Below are 16825 nucleotides of genomic sequence, written 5' to 3' on the forward strand. Positions count from 1 at the left end.
GAAAGTCGTGGCGGGTTGCCCCCGCCCTACCCGCCATACGAACCTGTAGGGCGGGTGCAACCCGCCAATGAGGCAAATCCCCGCCATGAAAATCGTCAGCCGCGACCGCTGGTTCGAGGTGGAGCACCGCCACGACGGCATCTGCCTGATCCACGAGCCCTACGTGCGCCCCTTCTACCGCTGCAACATGTGGCATGTGCAGGGGCGCGAGCATGACGTGCTGATCGACTCCGGTTCCGGGCTGGTAAGTCTGCGCGAGCAACTGCCGTGGCTGACCGAAAAGCCGCTGCTGGCCGTGGCCAGCCACTGCCACTTCGACCATATCGCCGGGCATCACGAATTCGAGGAGCGCCTGGTGCATCCGGCCGAGGCCGACATTCTCGCTGCGCCGGATGGCGCCAATACCCTGGCCACCGACTTTGTCGGTGACGACATGTTCGAGGCGCACCCGGATTGCCCGCTGTGCTACGCCGAATACCGCGTACGGGCAGCGCCGGCCACGCGCCTGGTGGAGGACGGCGACGTGCTGGATCTGGGTAATCGGGTATTGCAGGTGCTGCACACGCCCGGCCATTCACCGGGCGGCATCAGCCTGTGGGAAGAGCAGACGCAGACGCTGTTTTCCGGCGACATCCTCTATGACGGCCCACTGATCGAGGACGCCTACCATTCGAACCTGGAAGATTACGCGCAGAGTCTGGCGCGCCTGCGCGAACTGCCCGTGCGCACCGTGCATGGCGGGCATTTCGCGAGTTTCTCGGGAGAGCGGATGCGCGAACTGATAGGCGCCTGGTTCGACGCCCATCGGCTCAGCTGACAAGCTTCAGCGACGCTGACGCGCTTCGCGACGCAGGCGCTCCTGCTCGGCTTCGCTGATACGAATCGGCTGAGGTTGCGGGACGAGGCCAAGGGCCTGCAGCACGGCTTGCAGTTGTTCTTGCAGCTTGGCGAGCATGGGTACGACCTCCTGCCAAGTAAAGGGAAGAGCCAGGGGCTCACTTATCAGATTAGGCCGGGCAAAGCGGATTTCAACCCGGCTCGGTCAAATCACCGGGCTCTTGCGCCGATAGGGAAACACGTCGATCACCTTGCCTGCACGAATCGCTTCCTGCAGTTGTTTCCAGTAGTCGGCGTCATACAGGTTGCCATGCAGCTGGCTGAACAGCCGGCGCTGCCTGATATCGGCGAACAGGAACGGCGGGAACTCCTCGGGGAACACGTCCATCGGCCCCACCGAATACCAGGGTTCGGAGCTCATCTCGTCCTCGGGGAAGCGCGGCGGCGGGATGCGCCGGAAGTTCACTTCGGTGAGAAAGCAGATCTCGTCGTAGTCGTAAAACACCACGCGGCCATGGCGAGTGACACCGAAGTTCTTCAACAACATGTCGCCGGGGAAGATATTCGCCGCCGCCAGTTGCTTGATGGCCAGGCCGTAATCGTCCAGCGCTTCGCGTACCTGCGCCTCGTTGGCACTTTCCAGGTAGAGGTTGAGCGGCGTCATGCGCCGCTCGGTCCAGCAGTGGCGTACCAGCACGGCGTCACCCTCCACCACCACGGTCGACGGCGCCACTTCCAGCAACTCCGCCAGGCACTCGGGCTCGAACTTGGCCTTGGGGAAACGGAAGTCGGCGAACTCCTGGGTGTCGGCCATGCGCCCTACGCGGTCGACGCTTTTCACCAGGCGATACTTCTCGATCACCGTATTGCGGTCCACCGTCTTGGCGTGGGCGAAGCGGTCCTTGATGATCTTGAACACGGTATTGAAGCCCGGCAGGGTGAACACGCTCATGACCATGCCACGCACACCCGGCGCCATGATGAAGCGGTCGTCGGTACTGGCCAGATGGCCGATCAGCGCCCGGTAGAACTCGGATTTGCCGTGCTTGTAGAAGCCGATCGAGGTGTACAACTCGGCGATGTGCTTGCCCGGCAGGATGCGTTTGAGAAAGCCAACGAACTCGGCTGGGATCGCCACGTCGACCATGAAGTAGCTGCGGGTGAAGGAGAAGATGATCGACACCTCCGCCTCGTCGGTGATCGCCGCATCGGCCTGGATGCCCTGCCCTTCGCGGTGCAGCAGCGGGATCGCCAGTGGCCACTGCTCCTCAAGGTTGTAGATGCGTCCGATCAGGTAGGCGCCCTTGTTGCGATACAGCACCGAGGAAAACAGCTCGATGCATAGCTGTGGGTCCTTGCACACCCAGTCCGGCAGGCTGGCGCGCAGTTGTTCCTCCATGCGCTGCAGATCGCGAGGCAGGTCCTCGTAGGGCGCGTCGAAACGGTAATCCTCGAAGATCGCCTGCAACGTCGCATGCAGCTCGCCGGCGGGCCGGTAACTGCGCGTCTGGGCAGCGCCGGGCTGGTTGCGCAGCGATGGCCGGGTGGTATGGATGAACATGCAGCCGTCGCTGATCTGGTCATGGCTGAACAGGCTGCAGAAGATCGAGTTGAACCAGGTTTCCGCCAGCTCGTCGTCAAAACGCCGATCGATCAGGACGATATAGGCACTCTTGACCAGCGGCCACTGACCGACCTCCAGCAGCGACTGATCGAAGCCGGCGAGCAGACCTTCGCGGGTCTGCGCCACTTTCTCTTCGTACAGGTTGATCCGCGCCGCCGAGGCCTGCTGCGCCTCCTGCCACTGCGCCTGCTCGAAGCGCACACGGGCGCCATCGGTGATCTGGCGAAAGTGCTCGCGGTAATCGTCGAAGCCGTCGAGGATCAGGCGAGCGATCTCGCCGGCTGGCCATTGTTGCCCCATACATGTGTCTCGCAAGGTAATGAGTGAAGCGAGCTTAGCCGCAAAGCCGGCCTAACGTAGCCCGGATGCAGCCCGGAGAATATCGCCCACGTCTTCCCGGATTGCATCCGGGCTACGGGTTGCACAAACCTCGTTCAAAAGTGCAACGCGGATTGCCAGAACCCTGCCCAGCGGCAACACTCTCGCACCCACCCTGTTGGATGCTTCGCCGTGCGTACCGCCGATCTGCTTCGCCTGCTGCTGCTCGCTGCCATCTGGGGCGCCAGCTTCCTCTTCATGCGCGTTGCCGCACCGGTGCTGGGCAGTATGCCGACCGCCTTCTTTCGCGCCAGCTTCGGCGCACTCGGGCTGCTCGCCGTGCTTGTGCTGCTGCGCAGCAATTGGGACTTTCGCGGCAAGCTGCGCATCTGCCTGGGCTTGGGCGTGATCAACGCCGGCCTGCCTTCGGCCATGTACTGCCTGGCGGCGCTCATCCTGCCGGCCGGCTACTCGGCGATCTTCAATGCCACCACGCCTTTGATGGGCGTATTGATCGGTGCGCTGTTCTTCCATGAGGGCATCACGCCAAGCAAGGCGGCGGGCGTATTTCTCGGTCTGCTCGGCGTGGCGGTGCTGACCCGTACCGGGCCGGTGGCCTTCGACCTGCAACTGCTGCTCGGCGCCGGAGCCTGCCTGGTGGCCACCACCTGCTACGGCTTCGCGGGCTTTCTTACCCGCTGCTGGATCGGCCAGCAGGGCGGCCTGGACAACCGCCTGACCGCCTTCGCCAGCCTGGCAGGAGCCAGTCTGTTCCTGCTACCGCTGTTCATCGGAAGCCTGGCGCTGCAACCGCCGCCCAGCTGGGGCGGTCTGGAAGTCTGGCTGTCGCTGGCCGGCCTGGGTCTGATCTGCACGGCGTTCGCCTACGTGCTGTATTTCCGCCTGCTGGCCGACATCGGGCCAATCAGGGCCAGTACCACGACCTTCCTGATCCCGCCGTTCGGCGTGTTGTGGGGCGCCCTGCTGCTGGGTGAGCCACTGAGCTGGGACTACCTGCCCGGCTGCGTACTGATCGCCCTGGCTCTGTGGTTGGTGGTCAGGCCTGGCGTAGCCAAGGCGTAGGGTGCGCCCCTACGAAAAGGCCGCCCGAAGGCGAATGCCAGTCAGTTAAGGCTGTAAGCGCATGGCTCCCCTCTCCCGTTTACGGGAGAGGGGCTGGGGGAGAGGGCCGAAATACCGCAAAAGGGCATTTACCCCTATCCCTAACCCTCTCCCCAGAGGGGCGAGGGGACTGAATAGTAGCCAGTCGGCGCTTAACTGATCGGCATTAACCCGAAGGCGGCTTTGATCGCGAGCAGCGGGTCTTACTGCTTCAATTCCTGCTCGGTGAACAGATCGCTGAACAGCATGCTCGACAGATAACGCTCACCGGAGTCAGGCAGGATCACCACGATGGTCTTGCCCTGCATCTCCGGCTTCTCGGCCAGGCGCACCGCCGCCGCCATCGCCGCGCCACAGGAAATCCCGCAGAGAATGCCTTCTTCGCGCATCAGGCGCAGGGCCATGGCCTTGGCTTCATCGTCATTGACCTGCTCGACCTGATCGACCATTGCCAGGTCGAGGTTCTTCGGCACGAAACCGGCGCCGATGCCCTGAATCTTGTGCGGGGCCGGCTTGACCTCGTCACCCGCCAGGGTCTGGCTGATCACCGGCGAACTCACCGGCTCCACCGCCACCGACAGGATCGGCTTGCCCTGGGTCTGCTTGATGTAGCGCGAAACGCCGGTGATGGTGCCGCCGGTGCCGACGCCGGAGACCAGCACGTCGATGGCGCCTTCGGTGTCGCGCCAGATTTCCGGCCCTGTGGTCTTTTCGTGGATGGCCGGGTTGGCCGGGTTCTCGAACTGCTGCGGCAGGTAGTAGTCAGGGTTGGCGGCGACCAGCTCGTGGGCTTTCTCGATCGCGCCCTTCATGCCCTTGGCCGGCTCGGTCAGCACCAGCTCGGCGCCCAGGGCCTTGAGCACCTTGCGCCGCTCCAGGCTCATCGAGGCCGGCATGGTCAGCACCAGCTTGTAACCACGTGCGGCAGCGACGAAGGCCAGGCCGATACCGGTATTGCCGGAGGTCGGCTCGACAATGGTCATGCCCGGCTTGAGCACGCCGCGCTCCTCGGCATCCCAGATCATGCTGGCGCCAATGCGGCACTTGACCGAATACGCCGGGTTGCGCCCCTCGATCTTGGCCAGGATGGTCACGCCTTTCGGCCCCAGACGGTTGATCATCACCAGCGGCGTGTTGCCGATGGTCTGGGCGTTATCTGCGAAAATGCGGCTCATGATGCATCGATTCCTTGTCGTTGCGGAGCCCATCAGCCTATGCCCGATGATCCATGGCGTCCAGCATCAGGAAGGTCGAACTCTGCACCCGCTCGCGCAGTCAACCTGAGGTGAACAGACCTGACGGATACACCAGATGAAACGCCGTTACAGCCTGCCGCTGTGGATTTGCCTCAGCCTGCTCGCCCTGCTGGTGATACTGCACGTTGCCCTGCCCTACGTCCTTCGCGACTACCTCAATGGCAAGCTCGCCGACATGGGCGATTACCGTGGGCACATAGAAGACATCGACCTCGCACTCTGGCGCGGCGCCTATCGCATCAATGGCCTGAACATCGTCAAGGCCGAACAGCAGGTACCGGTGCCTTTCGTCGATGCTCCGCGCATCGACATCTCGGTGAGCTGGCGCGACCTGTGGCAGGAGCGTGCCGTGGTGGCCAGGGTGATCTTCGACAAGCCGCAGGTGAACTTCGTCGACGGGCAAAACAGCGACGACACCCAGACCGGTGAAGGTGTCGACTGGCGCGAGCAGTTGAACAAGCTGCTGCCAATCACCCTCAATGAAGTGCGCGTGCTCGACGGCACCCTGGGCTTCTACAACTTCAATGCCTCGCCCCCGGTGAAGCTGCACGCCAACGCTATCGACGCCAGTCTTTACAACCTGACCAACGTGGCCGATGAACAGGGCGATCGCGTCGCCCGGTTCGAAGGCACCGCACAACTGCTCGATCACGCGCCACTGGAAGCAACTGCCGTGTTCGACCCCTTCCACAATTTCGAAGACTTCGAATTCCGCGTACGCGCGACCGGCATCGAGCTACCGCGCCTGAACGAGCTGGCCAACGCCTATGGCAAGTTCGACTTCAAAAGCGGTAATGGCGACCTGGTGATCGAGGCCCACGCCGAGGACGCGCAGCTCAGCGGCTATATCAAACCGCTACTGCGTAACGTCGAGGTATTCGACTGGCAGCAGGATGTGGAAGACCAGGACAAGGGCTTCCTGCGCTCGATATGGGAGGCGTTGGTCGGCGGCAGCGAGAAGGTGCTGAAGAACCAGCGCCAAGACCAGATCGCCACCCGCGTGGAACTCAGCGGCAGCACGCGTCAGCAGGATATCAGCGCCTTTCAGGCGTTCATCGGCATCCTGCGCAACGGCTTCGTCGAAGCCTTCAATGCGCGCTTTGAGAACGCTCCGCCGGGTAGTGAAGACTAATCATCGCTGAAGATGGTCTCGATCGGCGTGACCCGCCATTCAGTGACTGAATACTGCGTCTTCGTTCACAGGCGAACCGGCTGCGCGTTATAGTCGCATTCACAAAGTCAGCCGGCTGCGCCGCGCGCGCCCGTTCGAGGAATCTTCCCGATGAAATTCGAAGGCACCCAGTCCTACGTCGCCACCGACGACCTCAAACTAGCGGTCAATGCCGCCATCACCCTACAACGCCCGCTGCTGGTTAAGGGTGAGCCGGGCACCGGCAAGACCATGCTCGCCGAGCAATTGGCCGATGCCTTCTCTGCCCGCCTGATCACCTGGCACATCAAGTCCACCACCAAGGCGCACCAGGGCCTCTACGAATACGATGCGGTCAGCCGCCTGCGCGATTCGCAGCTCGACTCTGACAAGGTCCACGACGTTCGCAACTACATCAAGAAGGGCAAGCTGTGGGAGGCGTTCGAGTCCGACGAGCGCGTGATCCTGCTGATCGACGAAATCGACAAGGCCGACATCGAGTTCCCCAACGACCTGTTGCAGGAACTCGACAAGATGGAGTTCTACGTTTACGAGACCAATGAGACGATCAAGGCCAAGCAGCGCCCGATCATCATCATCACCTCGAACAACGAGAAGGAGCTGCCGGACGCCTTCCTGCGCCGCTGCTTCTTCCACTACATCGCCTTCCCGGATCGCGACACGCTGAAGAAGATCGTCGACGTGCACTACCCCAACATCAGCGGCGAGCTGGTGGCCGAGGCGTTGGACGTATTCTTCGACGTACGCAAGGTGCCGGGCCTGAAGAAGAAGCCCTCGACCAGCGAACTGGTGGACTGGCTCAAGCTGCTGATGGCCGACAACATCGGCGAAGCGGTGCTGCGCGAACGCGATCCGACCAAGGCCATCCCGCCGCTGGCCGGTGCTCTGGTGAAGAATGAGCAGGATGTGCAACTGCTCGAGCGCCTGGCCTTCATGACCCGCCGCGCTTCTAGGTAGGAATTCGGGCTGCTGCGCGTCGGCCATGCTGCGTTGGAATCAGGCTCGCAATGCTCATGTACAAAAGTACACTGCGCTTGCTCACCTGATTCCGCCTTGCCTGGCTCTAGCTCGCAATCCCTTGCCCCGTGCAACAGAGAAGCCGTCCCCCGGCAATAGGCTTTGACGCAACGTGCCAGAGCCAACCAATAAACGAGGGCGCAGCCATGCTGCTCAATTTATTCAACGAAATGCGCGCGGCCAAGGTGCCGGTGTCGGTGCGCGAGCTGCTCGACCTGATCAACGCGCTCAAGCACAACGTCGTGTTCGCCGACATGGACGAGTTCTACTACCTGGCGCGCGCGATCCTGGTCAAAGACGAACGCCACTTCGACAAGTTCGACCGTGCCTTCGGCGCCTACTTCAAGGGTCTGGAAAACCTCAACGAACATATCGAGGCGATGATCCCCGAGGAATGGCTGCGCAAGGAATTCGAGCGCCTGCTGAGCGACGAGGAAAAGGCGCAGATCCAGAGCCTGGGCGGCCTGGACAAGCTGATCGAGGAATTCAAGAAGCGCCTCGAGGAGCAAAAAGAGAAGCACGCCGGCGGCAACAAGTGGATCGGCACCGGCGGCACCAGCCCGTTCGGCTCCGGCGGCTACAACCCGGAAGGCATTCGCGTCGGCGACGCCGGCAAGCGCCAGGGCAAGGCCGCCAAGGTGTGGGACCAGCGCGAGTACAAGAATCTTGATGACCAAGTCGAGTTGGGCACGCGCAACATCAAGGTGGCGCTGCGCCGCCTGCGCAAGTTCGCCCGCCAGGGCGCAGCCGAAGAGCTGGACCTGGACGGCACCATCGACCACACCGCGAAGGACGGCGGCCTGCTCAATATCCAGATGCGCCCGGAGCGCCGCAACACGGTCAAGCTCCTGTTGCTGCTGGATATCGGCGGCTCGATGGACGCCCACGTAAAGGTCTGCGAGGAGCTGTTTTCCGCCTGCAAGACCGAGTTCAAGCATCTTGAATATTTCTACTTCCACAACTTCATCTACGAGAGCGTGTGGAAGAACAACATGCGCCGCACCAGCGAACGCACCTCGACGATGGACCTGCTGCACAAGTACGGCGCCGACTACAAGGTGGTGTTCGTCGGCGATGCGGCCATGGCGCCCTACGAGATCACCCAGGCAGGTGGCAGCGTCGAGCACTGGAACGAGGAAGCCGGCTACGTCTGGATGAAGCGCTTCACCGAGAAGTTCAAGAAGATCATCTGGATCAACCCCTACCCCAAGGACACCTGGAACTACACCGCCTCCACCCATCTGGTGCGCGAACTGATCGAGGATTGCATGTACCCGCTGACCCTGCAGGGGCTGGAAGATGGGATGAAGTACCTGTCCAAGTAAGCGAAAGCGCTGCAACGAAAGGGTAAAGCCTGTCACCCATCGCTGTTCAGGGCTACGCCACGGGTTTAATCGGTATCCAGGGGACAGGGCTTCGCGGACGAATCCGCTCCCACAGGAATAACCGCACCAGCCCTGCGAACGCTGGACCTATGTGGGAGCGGACTTGTCCGCGATAAGTTTGCCTCGCCGCGGCAGTCGCTGCTGCCTGATCAAATAAAAACGCCGCGCCCCTGCAGAGCAGTCGCGGCGTTTTCCTTGATTGACGACATAACCCCGAAGGGCCCTTTGCCTGAAAGGCGCGCACTCAGGGCTTGTCGTCGTCCGGCTTGTTAAGGTCCATCACCGTCTGGGCCGGGGTCTGCAGTGGCTCTTCCGGCTTGCTCTCGGCAGTGGCTACCGGCGCTTGCGGCGCACTCGCTTCTTCGCTCGGCATGTCCTTCTTGCTCCGGCCGATACGCTTGAACAGCCAGCCGATCACCACCACCGGGATGAACCAGAACTTCTTCAGCAGTACCAGCAGCATGGCCAGCAGGCCGGTCTTGGCCGCCACCTTGCCGGCGACCAGCGCGCCCAGGCCGTAAGCGGCGACGGTGTCCAGATCCGGGTCGAATTCGGCGTAGCGCTGGCCAGGGTTGAATTCGGTAGCTGCCAGCACGGCCGGTACGTTGGCTTCGATTTCAGCCAGCTGGTCCATGTTGGCGACGAAATTCAGCACCAGCACACCCTTACGGCCCAGCACGCGGATGTTGTAGTTCAGGGTGTTGATCTCGCTGTCGCCGAACTTCAGTTCCTTGGCCCAGTGCAGTTTCTTACCTTCAGCATCGTAGCGTGGCGCAGCGGCCCAGCCGACCAGTTGTACCGGCTCGTAGCCGTTCTTTTCACGCCAGGTGTTGGCCTCGCGCATGTCGGCCTGCATGTCCTTGAGCATGTCGCCATAGTCGATATCGGCGGCGTCCTCGTCGGACACATAGCCGCTGTCTTCGTATTCGACGGTCACGCCCCAGGACTCGTCGGCCAACGGCGACACACCGGCCGGCAGGATCATGCCCAGCGGCGGTACGTCATCCGGCGGGTTGCCCCAACCGTCGACCAGCAGGCGCTGGGCATTCTCGCCATCGAGGAACACCAGCGAATCGGGCAGGTTCAGGGTAGCCAGGTTGTTGCCAAGCACCACTCGCCCGGTCTTGAACTCCAGGCTGGCGACGAATTCTTCGGGACTGATGTACTGCGCCGAATCATCACCTTCGGTGACCTCCTCGCTGACCGCAGCGCTTTCTGGCTCGGTCTCGGGATTGGCGTACGCAACGGAGGTGAACGGCAGGACGGCAGCCAGCGCGGCTGCCAGGATCGAATCCTTGATCGACATGGAAACTCCAGTGAAACAGGGTAAGAGATAAATGTAACGCGGTATTACATTAACATACCCTGCTCACACGTCTGGCGAACCAGCGCACCTTTTGCTCCGCTCGGCTTGCCCGGAGTATCGCTCCCAGGGCTTACCGATTCACCGCCAGTGGCGTTGCTGGGCGCGCCTGGTCCGCCCTGCCCCGAATATCAAGCCGAACATCAGCACCAGCAGCTCCGCCAGCCAGGCCAGCAGCAACGCGCTAATTACTCCCCAGAGAATTGCGTCCGGAGTGAACAGCACCTGATAGCGGTACGCCCGCAAGGTTTCCTGGAACAGCTCGTGATCGGCGCCAGTCGCCAGGTGCCAGGCCTGGGCGTACCAGGGGCCCTGCATGGCCTGCCACTCGCGCTCGAGCAAAGCCGAACGCTGCACCAGATGCCCGACGCTATTGGCGTCGCTGCGCATCACCGGGTCGTCGCTGACGCGGTAGTGCGCCACCAGCGCGTCCATGTCGCCCTTGAAGAATTTCTGTGCGGTTTCCTGGAAGCCCTTGAGACTCTGTTGCGACTCCAGACGATGCGCCTCGACGCGCTTGGCATAGTCATCGATGAAGCCCGGCACCTGTACGCCAAGCAACAGGCCGAAGGCGAACAGCGTCAGACGCAGGTAGCTTCTAAGCATAGGATCAGGCCTTGCCGTGAGTGATGCATTCGCCGCGGCGCCACAGGCGCCATTCGCCCGGCTGGTACAGCGACCATTGTTCGTTGTCGGTCAGAGGTTCGGTGGCGATGACCGTCACCACATCGTTGGGTGTGGTTTCCGAGTGGAAGTCCACCTTGAGATCGGCGTCCTTGAGCTGCGCCGGGCCGAACGGCGCGCGTCGGGTGATATGCGCCAGCTTGGTCGAGCAGAAGCTGAACAGCCAATCGCCATCGCTGAGCAGGCAGTTGAACACGCCGAGCTGGCGGTAGCTGGCGCAGGCTGCGACCAGTACCGGCAGGAGCATTTCCACCGAGACCGGCTCGGGAAAGGCGCGCCGCACACGGTTGAGCAGGTCGCAAAAGGCGGCCTCGCTATCGGTCTCGCCCACCGGCCGATAGAAACTGGTGGAGCCCTGCAAACCGGCCAACTGACCGTTGTGCGCGAAACACCAGTTGCGCCCCCACAACTCGCGGCTGAAGGGATGGGTATTGACCAGAGAAACCTGGCCGACATTGGCCTGGCGGATGTGGCCGATCACCACCTCGCTCTTGATCGGATAGCGCTGTACCAGTTGCGCCACCTCGGACTCGCTGCTCGCCCGCGGGTCCTGAAACAGACGCAGGCCACGCCCCTCGTAGAAACCGATGCCCCAGCCATCACGGTGCGGCCCGGTACGGCCGCCGCGCTGCATCAGCCCGGTAAAGCTGAAGACGATATCGGTGGGGACATTGGCGCTCATGCCGAGCAATTCGCACATCGAATCAATTCTCCTTGCCGAGGATCAGGCGCAGACGCTCGGCTTCGTCCTGCAGACGCGCTTCGAGTCGCTTGCGGCCCATTGGCAGAAAACGCACCAGCAATCGCCAGAGCAGCGCCGGCAAGTCGCCCGGCCGACGCGGAATCAGGTGTAGATGAAGATGAGGCACGTGCTGGTTGGAGTCCGGACCATCGTTGATCAGCATATTGATGCCGTTGACCCCGTAACCGGCCTCACGCAGCGCACTGGCCACGCGCTCCGACAAGGTCAGCAGACGCTCACGAACCGGCACGGGCAAGTCACGCAGAAACGGCGCATGCAGGCGGCTGACGATCAGCACATGGGCCGGACGCATGGGAAAGATATCCAGCAGAACGATGAAGTCATCGTCCTCGTAAAGCCGATGAGCGGGTAGCCGCCGCTCGGCAATGGCACAGAAAACGCAATCCATCGAGCCTCCCTTGCACAAGGCCATCATGCTGAACGCACGGGCCAGCCGGCGCAAGGGGGCAAATCAGATACGCGGCTCCATACGGCCACTGCGATCGCGTTCGTAGTCGCGAACCGGCAGATCGTCGTCCTCTTCCATGCGCTCGCGCAGCGTGCGCGGGTCTTCGTCAGGCTCGGCGGCCACCTGGCCATGGCGGTTCTTCCACCAGCGCTCGATGGGCCAGCGAATGGCGACGAACAGCAGGTAAACGGCAAAAGCGATCAGGCTGTAGAGCGCCAGATCGGCCACGGCCCGCCAGGCGTTGTTGCCAACCTTGAGCAAAACGTCCATGGCGGTGACCGCCAATGCAGGCGCGAACAGCTCGCGCGTCGGATCGACGATGGTCGGGCTGAACAGCAGCACGGCCACCAGCACCGCCAGCGGCTCGCGCAGATAGCGCCACATCCAGCTGGTCAGGCGCATCCATACCAACAGGCAACCCAGGGCAGCGAAGCCGTAAGCCGCCCAGGCCAGAAGGTAGTCGTTTTCATTCATCATAAGCAGGCGCCGGCGTGGCAGGTCTGGCAAAGGGGCGCTTATGATAGCGGTTTTTACCCGGCTCGGCGCTCTTGCCGGCCAGGCCGATCTGGAGTTTCGCCATGTCCTCTGCCCCCATCGCCCGCCAGGAAGCCGGCAACGATCCCTATCACTGGCTGGAGAACCGCGACAGCGAGGAAGTACTGGCCCATCTGCAGGCGGAGAACACTTACCTGGAGAGCGTGCTGGAACCACAGCAGGCGCTGCGCGAGCAGCTGTTCGAGGAGATCAAGGGGCGCATCCGCGAGACCGACCTGTCGCTGCCCACGCCCTGGGGCGACTACCTCTATTACCAGCGCACCACCGCTGGTGACGAATATCCACGGCACTATCGCTGCCGTCGCCCTGCCGATGGTTCGCTGCAGGTCGACAGCGCCAGCGAAACGCTGCTGCTCGACCCCAACGAGCTGGCCGGTGGCGGCTTTCTTTCCGTGGGTGCATTCAGCATCAGCCCCGACCAGCAACGCCTGGCCTACAGCCTCGACAGCAGCGGCGACGAGATCTACCGCCTGTTCGTCAAGGAGCTGGGCAGCGGCCAGATCAGCGAGCTGCCCTTCGACGATTGCGACGGCAGCATGACCTGGGCGAACGATAGCCAGACGCTGTTCTTCACCGAACTGGACGACACCCACCGCCCCTACAAGCTCTATCGTCATCGCCTCGGCGAGGCCGCAGCCGAAGCGGTATTCGAGGAGGCCGATGGCCGTTTCTTCCTGCATTGCTATCGTTCCAGCTCCGAGCGCCAGTTGATTCTGCAACTGGGCAGCAAGACCACCAGCGAAGTCTGGGTGCTGGACGCCCAAACCCCGCAAGACGCCTTCACCTGCCTGGCGCCCCGCGAGGAAGATCACGAATACGACGTCGACCACGGCATGCTCAACGGCGAGTGGTGCTGGCTGATTCGCAGCAACCAGAGCGGTATCAACTTCGCGCTGTACCGCGCCACCGAGGGCAAGCCGCAGCGCGTGCATTGGCAGCAGATTCGTCCACATGACCCGCAGGTGATGCTAGAAGGCGCCACGCTGAACCAGCGCGCCATCGTCCTGGCGCTGCGCGAAGGTGGCCTGCCGATCCTCGAAGTGCAGCCGCAGGGCCAGATGGCATACCGCGTGCAGCTGCCGGATGCGGCCTACAGCCTCTATGTGCAGGACAGCCTGGAGTTTCACAGCCCGGTGATTCGGCTGCGCTACGAAGCGCTGAACCGCCCCGCCCAGGTACGTCAGCTGGAACTGGCCACGGGTGAGCAGCAGGTGCTTAAGCAGACGCCGGTGGAAGGCCCGTTCGATGCCGATGTCTATGAGAGCCGCCGCCTCTGGGCCAGTACAGCCGACGGTACGCAGATCCCCATCAGCCTGGTGGCGCGCCGCGAGGTGTTCGCGGCAGGCCAACCAGCCCCGCTCTACCTCTATGGCTATGGTGCCTATGGCGCGAGCCTCGACCCCTGGTTCTCTCATGCTCGCCTGAGCCTGCTCGACCGCGGTTTCGTCTTCGCCATCGCGCACATACGCGGTGGCGGCGAGATGGGTGAAGCCTGGTACCGTGCCGGCAAGCTGGAGCACAAGCAGAACAGCTTCGTTGACTTCATCGCCAGCGCCGAACGCCTGATCGCCGAGGGCTTGACCACCGCCTCGCAACTGGCGATCAGCGGCGGCAGCGCCGGCGGCCTGCTGATCGGCGCCGTGCTCAACCAGCGTCCCGAGCTGTTCGCCGCTGCCATCGCCGAAGTGCCCTTCGTCGACGTGCTCAACACCATGCTCAACCCGGACCTGCCGCTCACCGTGACCGAGTACGATGAATGGGGCGACCCGAACCAGCCCGAGGTCTTCGAGCGCATCAAGGCCTACGCGCCTTACGAGAACGTCCGCGCCCAGGCATATCCGGCGATTCTCGCCGTCGCGGGCTACAACGACAGTCGCGTGCAGTACTGGGAAGCCGCCAAGTGGGTGGCCAAATTGCGCCGCGACAAGACCGACGACAACCTGCTGCTGCTGAAGACCGACCTCGGCGCGGGCCATGGCGGCATGAGTGGGCGTTATCAGGGCATCAAGGATGTGGCGCTGGAATATGCGTTCATATTCCGCGTACTCGGCGTAGCACACTCGTAAGAGCGGTTGGGCGGCACTCCGCTTCAGCCGCGACGCCCCAAGCATCGCGGCTGAAGCCGCTCCTACACAAACCGACGCTCAGTCCTGCTTGCGCTGCCCTTCCAGGCCCTGGCTGTTGCGGCGTATCTGCTCATCCAGTTGCGGGATCGGCTGATCACCGTTGGGGCGAGGCGCACCGGGCAGGGGTTGACCCTGAGGCGGCGGAAGAAGGGGCGCCGTTCCCTGGCGCTTGATCGGTACAGCGTTCGAGGGCTGGCCATAGGGCTGTGGCGTCGCCGTTCCCGGCGACCCGGCCTCCGGGGCTGATGGCATGCGCATGGGCTGCTGCGCCCATGTCAGGGTGGCGACGCTGGATGCCAGGATCATCGCGGCGAGAATGGGGATACGCATGATGGCTCTCCTGCTCGACTGGCTTTCGTTCTATTCTGGCAACTCCTGCCCACCAACGTTCCAGCGAACCGCTCCATGAATCCGACCAGCAAGCTCGACAAGATTCTCGCCGAAGCCCAGCAACGCCGCGAAACCAGCTATCGGGAAAAGGCGCTGCGCATGTACCCACACATCTGTGGCCGCTGCGGCCGCGAGTTCAGCGGCAAGCGCCTGAGCGAGCTGACCGTGCATCATCGCGACCACAATCACGACAACAACCCGGAAGACGGTTCCAACTGGGAGCTGCTGTGTCTGTACTGCCATGACAACGAACACCAGCGTCAGGTCGACCTGCACTACCAGAAGGAAGAGGCGGCCAGCGCAGGTTCCGGCAGCAAGGTCACGCACAAGGGGCTGGCCGGCCTGGCCGCACTGCTGGGCCAGGCGGACGCTAAAAAGGACTGAACCGCGGTCCGTAGGAGCGAATTCATTCGCGAATCGCGGCTGAAGCCGCTCCTGCGGGATTGCACCAGGACTCAACGCAGCAAGCGCGTATCCAGCGTCTTCGACGGACCGCCGATGACGTTCTCGGTGATATCGATGAAGTCCCTGGTGCTGACGCGATCCAGGCGCATCAGCCCGCGGGTGACGTCGTCCAGCGAGAGATTGCCCTTGTCCTTGGTCTTCTGGCGGATTTCCCGGTCCAGCTCCTGCAACAACAGCACGGCGCGCGCGGTGACCTGGCCGCTGGCATTGTCGGTGCGCAGGCTGTTGACCGGTTTGCTCCAGCGAATCAGCTGCTCGCGGATTTTCTGATAGCGGTCCTCGCTGATACCTCCGGCACGGCGCATCACCTCGATGGCGTAGTACTCGGCCAGACCTTCAGCGATCCAATCACTGCGATCACGACCATAGATGCGACCGAATACATGCACCAGCTCATGCACCAGCGAACTGGTGCCGTTCTCGCTGACCAGTGGACGGTCGGCATGCATGTAGTAGGAATTGGCCGCCGACAGACCGCCGCGCCACATCGGGTTGCCGGCGCCGACGATCAGCAGCTTGTCCGGATCGCGCGGGAATACCTGCTGCATCTGCGGCCAGACGAAGGTGAGGAAGGTCATGATATCCATACGCCGCATGCCCTCGCCGACCGGCGCGGAAATGGCGACTTCGGTATCGCCCAGGCGCGTGCGGCGGGTGCCCAGCTTGCCGGCGAGCATCCAGCCGGTGGGACGATCGAACTTGCGCTCCGGGTTGTCGATACGAAAACGATTCTTGCCGATGCGCGGCCAGCCGGTTTCCACGCTCTTCCAGCCCTTGGGCAGCTCGAACTGCAGGCGCGCCACCAGGTCGGTCTTGTCACGCTGATCGAGCCTGGCTGCGGGCACCAGATCATCACCGCGAAACAGTGCCCAGTCCTCGGTCATCCTGGCATCGTAACGGCCAGGCTTGCGCTCGCTGTCGATCAGCACCCGATAGCTGAGCACGCTCTTGCCCTCGCCCGGCTGCCATTTGCCACGCCCGGCGACCTCCTGCGACCACTGGCCATCGGCCTTGAAATCACTGAAGCGCCCATCTTCGCCAAGATTGAAATCGAAACTGCGCACGCGCTCGCCCTTCTCCAGCGTGATGCTGACCTCAGCCTGATTGCTCTCGGGCAGAAAGCGCACGTGATAATCCAGATCGACCTTCTGCGTGGCAGCGAAGGCCGGCAGGCTCAGAAGCAGCAGAGACGCGTACAACGGCAAGCGAAGGGACATCGAGCAACACTCCTGATGCGGGGACATGGCGGCATATGACCGCCGTGCCACAGGGCAAATTCCATGAACGGGGGACAGATTTGC

Annotated in this window: 17 protein-coding genes; 7 read left to right on the forward strand and 10 right to left on the reverse strand. The window is 62.7% G+C overall.

Annotated features, from left to right (window positions below; genetic code table 11):
• Positions 1–85: 85 nt before the first annotated feature.
• The gene (locus P3C50_RS11785; protein ID WP_275546149.1) at positions 86–817 is read left to right on the forward strand and encodes an MBL fold metallo-hydrolase; all 732 of its coding nucleotides are present in this window, start codon (positions 86–88) and stop codon (positions 815–817) included.
• A gap of 6 nt (positions 818–823) precedes the next feature.
• Here the strand turns inward: P3C50_RS11785 and P3C50_RS11790 are convergent, their stop codons facing one another.
• A complete protein-coding gene (locus tag P3C50_RS11790; RefSeq protein WP_269476126.1) occupies positions 824–955 on the reverse strand; it encodes a PA1414 family protein in 132 nt (43 codons plus the stop codon).
• Positions 956–1042: 87 nt separating this feature from the next.
• Positions 1043–2761 (reverse strand): bifunctional isocitrate dehydrogenase kinase/phosphatase, encoded by a 1719-nt coding sequence (gene aceK, locus P3C50_RS11795; protein WP_275546150.1) that lies wholly within the window; start codon positions 2759–2761, stop codon positions 1043–1045.
• Positions 2762–2971: 210 nt separating this feature from the next.
• Between aceK and P3C50_RS11800 the strand changes: the two genes are divergently transcribed.
• Positions 2972–3862 carry a DMT family transporter gene (locus P3C50_RS11800; protein ID WP_275546151.1) on the forward strand — a complete coding sequence of 297 codons (891 nt, stop codon included), beginning with the start codon at positions 2972–2974 and terminating at the stop codon, positions 3860–3862.
• A 242-nt stretch (positions 3863–4104) separates the two neighbouring features.
• On the opposite strand, the gene cysK is transcribed toward P3C50_RS11800, so the two are convergent.
• On the reverse strand, positions 4105–5076 hold the full coding sequence (gene cysK / locus P3C50_RS11805; RefSeq protein WP_275546152.1) for a cysteine synthase A: 972 nt from the start codon (positions 5074–5076) through the stop codon (positions 4105–4107).
• 136 nt (positions 5077–5212) lie between these two features.
• Here cysK and P3C50_RS11810 point away from each other — a divergent pair, with 136 nt between their 5' ends.
• The 3 genes from P3C50_RS11810 to P3C50_RS11820 all read left to right on the forward strand — a co-directional run bounded on the left by P3C50_RS11810 (position 5213) and on the right by P3C50_RS11820 (position 8670).
• The gene (locus tag P3C50_RS11810) at positions 5213–6289 is read left to right on the forward strand and encodes a DUF748 domain-containing protein (protein WP_275546153.1); all 1077 of its coding nucleotides are present in this window, start codon (positions 5213–5215) and stop codon (positions 6287–6289) included.
• Between the two features lie 150 nt (positions 6290–6439).
• On the forward strand, positions 6440–7285 hold the full coding sequence (locus P3C50_RS11815; protein ID WP_072424653.1) for an AAA family ATPase: 846 nt from the start codon (positions 6440–6442) through the stop codon (positions 7283–7285).
• A gap of 206 nt (positions 7286–7491) precedes the next feature.
• On the forward strand, positions 7492–8670 hold the full coding sequence (locus P3C50_RS11820; RefSeq protein ID WP_275546154.1) for a vWA domain-containing protein: 1179 nt from the start codon (positions 7492–7494) through the stop codon (positions 8668–8670).
• Between the two features lie 304 nt (positions 8671–8974).
• Here the strand turns inward: P3C50_RS11820 and P3C50_RS11825 are convergent, their stop codons facing one another.
• The 5 genes from P3C50_RS11825 to P3C50_RS11845 all read right to left on the reverse strand — a co-directional run bounded on the left by P3C50_RS11825 (position 8975) and on the right by P3C50_RS11845 (position 12465).
• On the reverse strand, positions 8975–10036 hold the full coding sequence (locus tag P3C50_RS11825; protein WP_275546155.1) for a DUF2167 domain-containing protein: 1062 nt from the start codon (positions 10034–10036) through the stop codon (positions 8975–8977).
• A gap of 138 nt (positions 10037–10174) precedes the next feature.
• Positions 10175–10699 carry a DUF2937 family protein gene (locus tag P3C50_RS11830; protein ID WP_275546156.1) on the reverse strand — a complete coding sequence of 175 codons (525 nt, stop codon included), beginning with the start codon at positions 10697–10699 and terminating at the stop codon, positions 10175–10177.
• Positions 10700–10703: 4 nt separating this feature from the next.
• Positions 10704–11477 (reverse strand): class II glutamine amidotransferase, encoded by a 774-nt coding sequence (locus tag P3C50_RS11835; protein ID WP_197856640.1) that lies wholly within the window; start codon positions 11475–11477, stop codon positions 10704–10706.
• A gap of 4 nt (positions 11478–11481) precedes the next feature.
• Positions 11482–11928, reverse strand: a complete 447-nt coding sequence (locus tag P3C50_RS11840) for an HIT family protein (RefSeq protein ID WP_197856641.1) — start codon at positions 11926–11928, stop codon at positions 11482–11484.
• Positions 11929–11991: 63 nt separating this feature from the next.
• Positions 11992–12465, reverse strand: coding sequence for an MFS transporter (locus tag P3C50_RS11845; protein ID WP_275546157.1), 474 nt, complete (start codon positions 12463–12465; stop codon positions 11992–11994).
• Between the two features lie 101 nt (positions 12466–12566).
• Between P3C50_RS11845 and P3C50_RS11850 the strand changes: the two genes are divergently transcribed.
• Positions 12567–14609 (forward strand): S9 family peptidase, encoded by a 2043-nt coding sequence (locus P3C50_RS11850; protein WP_275546158.1) that lies wholly within the window; start codon positions 12567–12569, stop codon positions 14607–14609.
• 78 nt (positions 14610–14687) lie between these two features.
• Here the strand turns inward: P3C50_RS11850 and P3C50_RS11855 are convergent, their stop codons facing one another.
• Positions 14688–14999, reverse strand: a complete 312-nt coding sequence (locus tag P3C50_RS11855; RefSeq protein WP_275546159.1) for a hypothetical protein — start codon at positions 14997–14999, stop codon at positions 14688–14690.
• A 75-nt stretch (positions 15000–15074) separates the two neighbouring features.
• Between P3C50_RS11855 and P3C50_RS11860 the strand changes: the two genes are divergently transcribed.
• A complete protein-coding gene (locus P3C50_RS11860) occupies positions 15075–15443 on the forward strand; it encodes a YajD family HNH nuclease (protein ID WP_161866313.1) in 369 nt (122 codons plus the stop codon).
• A gap of 71 nt (positions 15444–15514) precedes the next feature.
• Here the strand turns inward: P3C50_RS11860 and P3C50_RS11865 are convergent, their stop codons facing one another.
• Positions 15515–16741 carry a hypothetical protein gene (locus P3C50_RS11865; protein WP_275546160.1) on the reverse strand — a complete coding sequence of 409 codons (1227 nt, stop codon included), beginning with the start codon at positions 16739–16741 and terminating at the stop codon, positions 15515–15517.
• Between the last annotated feature and the right edge of the window lie 84 nt (positions 16742–16825).

The organism is Pseudomonas sp. Marseille-Q0931 (assembly GCF_940789645.1).
GTDB lineage: Bacteria > Pseudomonadota > Gammaproteobacteria > Pseudomonadales > Pseudomonadaceae > Aquipseudomonas.

What these genes read in the sequence shown, in the direction of transcription:
- P3C50_RS11825 (WP_275546155.1), bottom strand. Translation starts at nt 10,036, where the DNA reads ATGTCGATCAAGGATTCGATCCTGGCAGCCGCGCTGGCTGCCGTCCTG.
- P3C50_RS11860 (WP_161866313.1), top strand. Translation starts at nt 15,075, where the DNA reads ATGAATCCGACCAGCAAGCTCGACAAGATTCTCGCCGAAGCCCAGCAA.
- cysK (WP_275546152.1), bottom strand. Translation starts at nt 5,076, where the DNA reads ATGAGCCGCATTTTCGCAGATAACGCCCAGACCATCGGCAACACGCCG.
- P3C50_RS11835 (WP_197856640.1), bottom strand. Translation starts at nt 11,477, where the DNA reads ATGTGCGAATTGCTCGGCATGAGCGCCAATGTCCCCACCGATATCGTC.
- P3C50_RS11815 (WP_072424653.1), top strand. Translation starts at nt 6,440, where the DNA reads ATGAAATTCGAAGGCACCCAGTCCTACGTCGCCACCGACGACCTCAAA.
- P3C50_RS11830 (WP_275546156.1), bottom strand. Translation starts at nt 10,699, where the DNA reads ATGCTTAGAAGCTACCTGCGTCTGACGCTGTTCGCCTTCGGCCTGTTG.
- P3C50_RS11785 (WP_275546149.1), top strand. Translation starts at nt 86, where the DNA reads ATGAAAATCGTCAGCCGCGACCGCTGGTTCGAGGTGGAGCACCGCCAC.
- P3C50_RS11840 (WP_197856641.1), bottom strand. Translation starts at nt 11,928, where the DNA reads ATGGATTGCGTTTTCTGTGCCATTGCCGAGCGGCGGCTACCCGCTCAT.
- P3C50_RS11850 (WP_275546158.1), top strand. Translation starts at nt 12,567, where the DNA reads ATGTCCTCTGCCCCCATCGCCCGCCAGGAAGCCGGCAACGATCCCTAT.
- aceK (WP_275546150.1), bottom strand. Translation starts at nt 2,761, where the DNA reads ATGGGGCAACAATGGCCAGCCGGCGAGATCGCTCGCCTGATCCTCGAC.
- P3C50_RS11820 (WP_275546154.1), top strand. Translation starts at nt 7,492, where the DNA reads ATGCTGCTCAATTTATTCAACGAAATGCGCGCGGCCAAGGTGCCGGTG.
- P3C50_RS11790 (WP_269476126.1), bottom strand. Translation starts at nt 955, where the DNA reads ATGCTCGCCAAGCTGCAAGAACAACTGCAAGCCGTGCTGCAGGCCCTT.
- P3C50_RS11810 (WP_275546153.1), top strand. Translation starts at nt 5,213, where the DNA reads ATGAAACGCCGTTACAGCCTGCCGCTGTGGATTTGCCTCAGCCTGCTC.
- P3C50_RS11855 (WP_275546159.1), bottom strand. Translation starts at nt 14,999, where the DNA reads ATGCGTATCCCCATTCTCGCCGCGATGATCCTGGCATCCAGCGTCGCC.
- P3C50_RS11845 (WP_275546157.1), bottom strand. Translation starts at nt 12,465, where the DNA reads ATGATGAATGAAAACGACTACCTTCTGGCCTGGGCGGCTTACGGCTTC.
- P3C50_RS11865 (WP_275546160.1), bottom strand. Translation starts at nt 16,741, where the DNA reads ATGTCCCTTCGCTTGCCGTTGTACGCGTCTCTGCTGCTTCTGAGCCTG.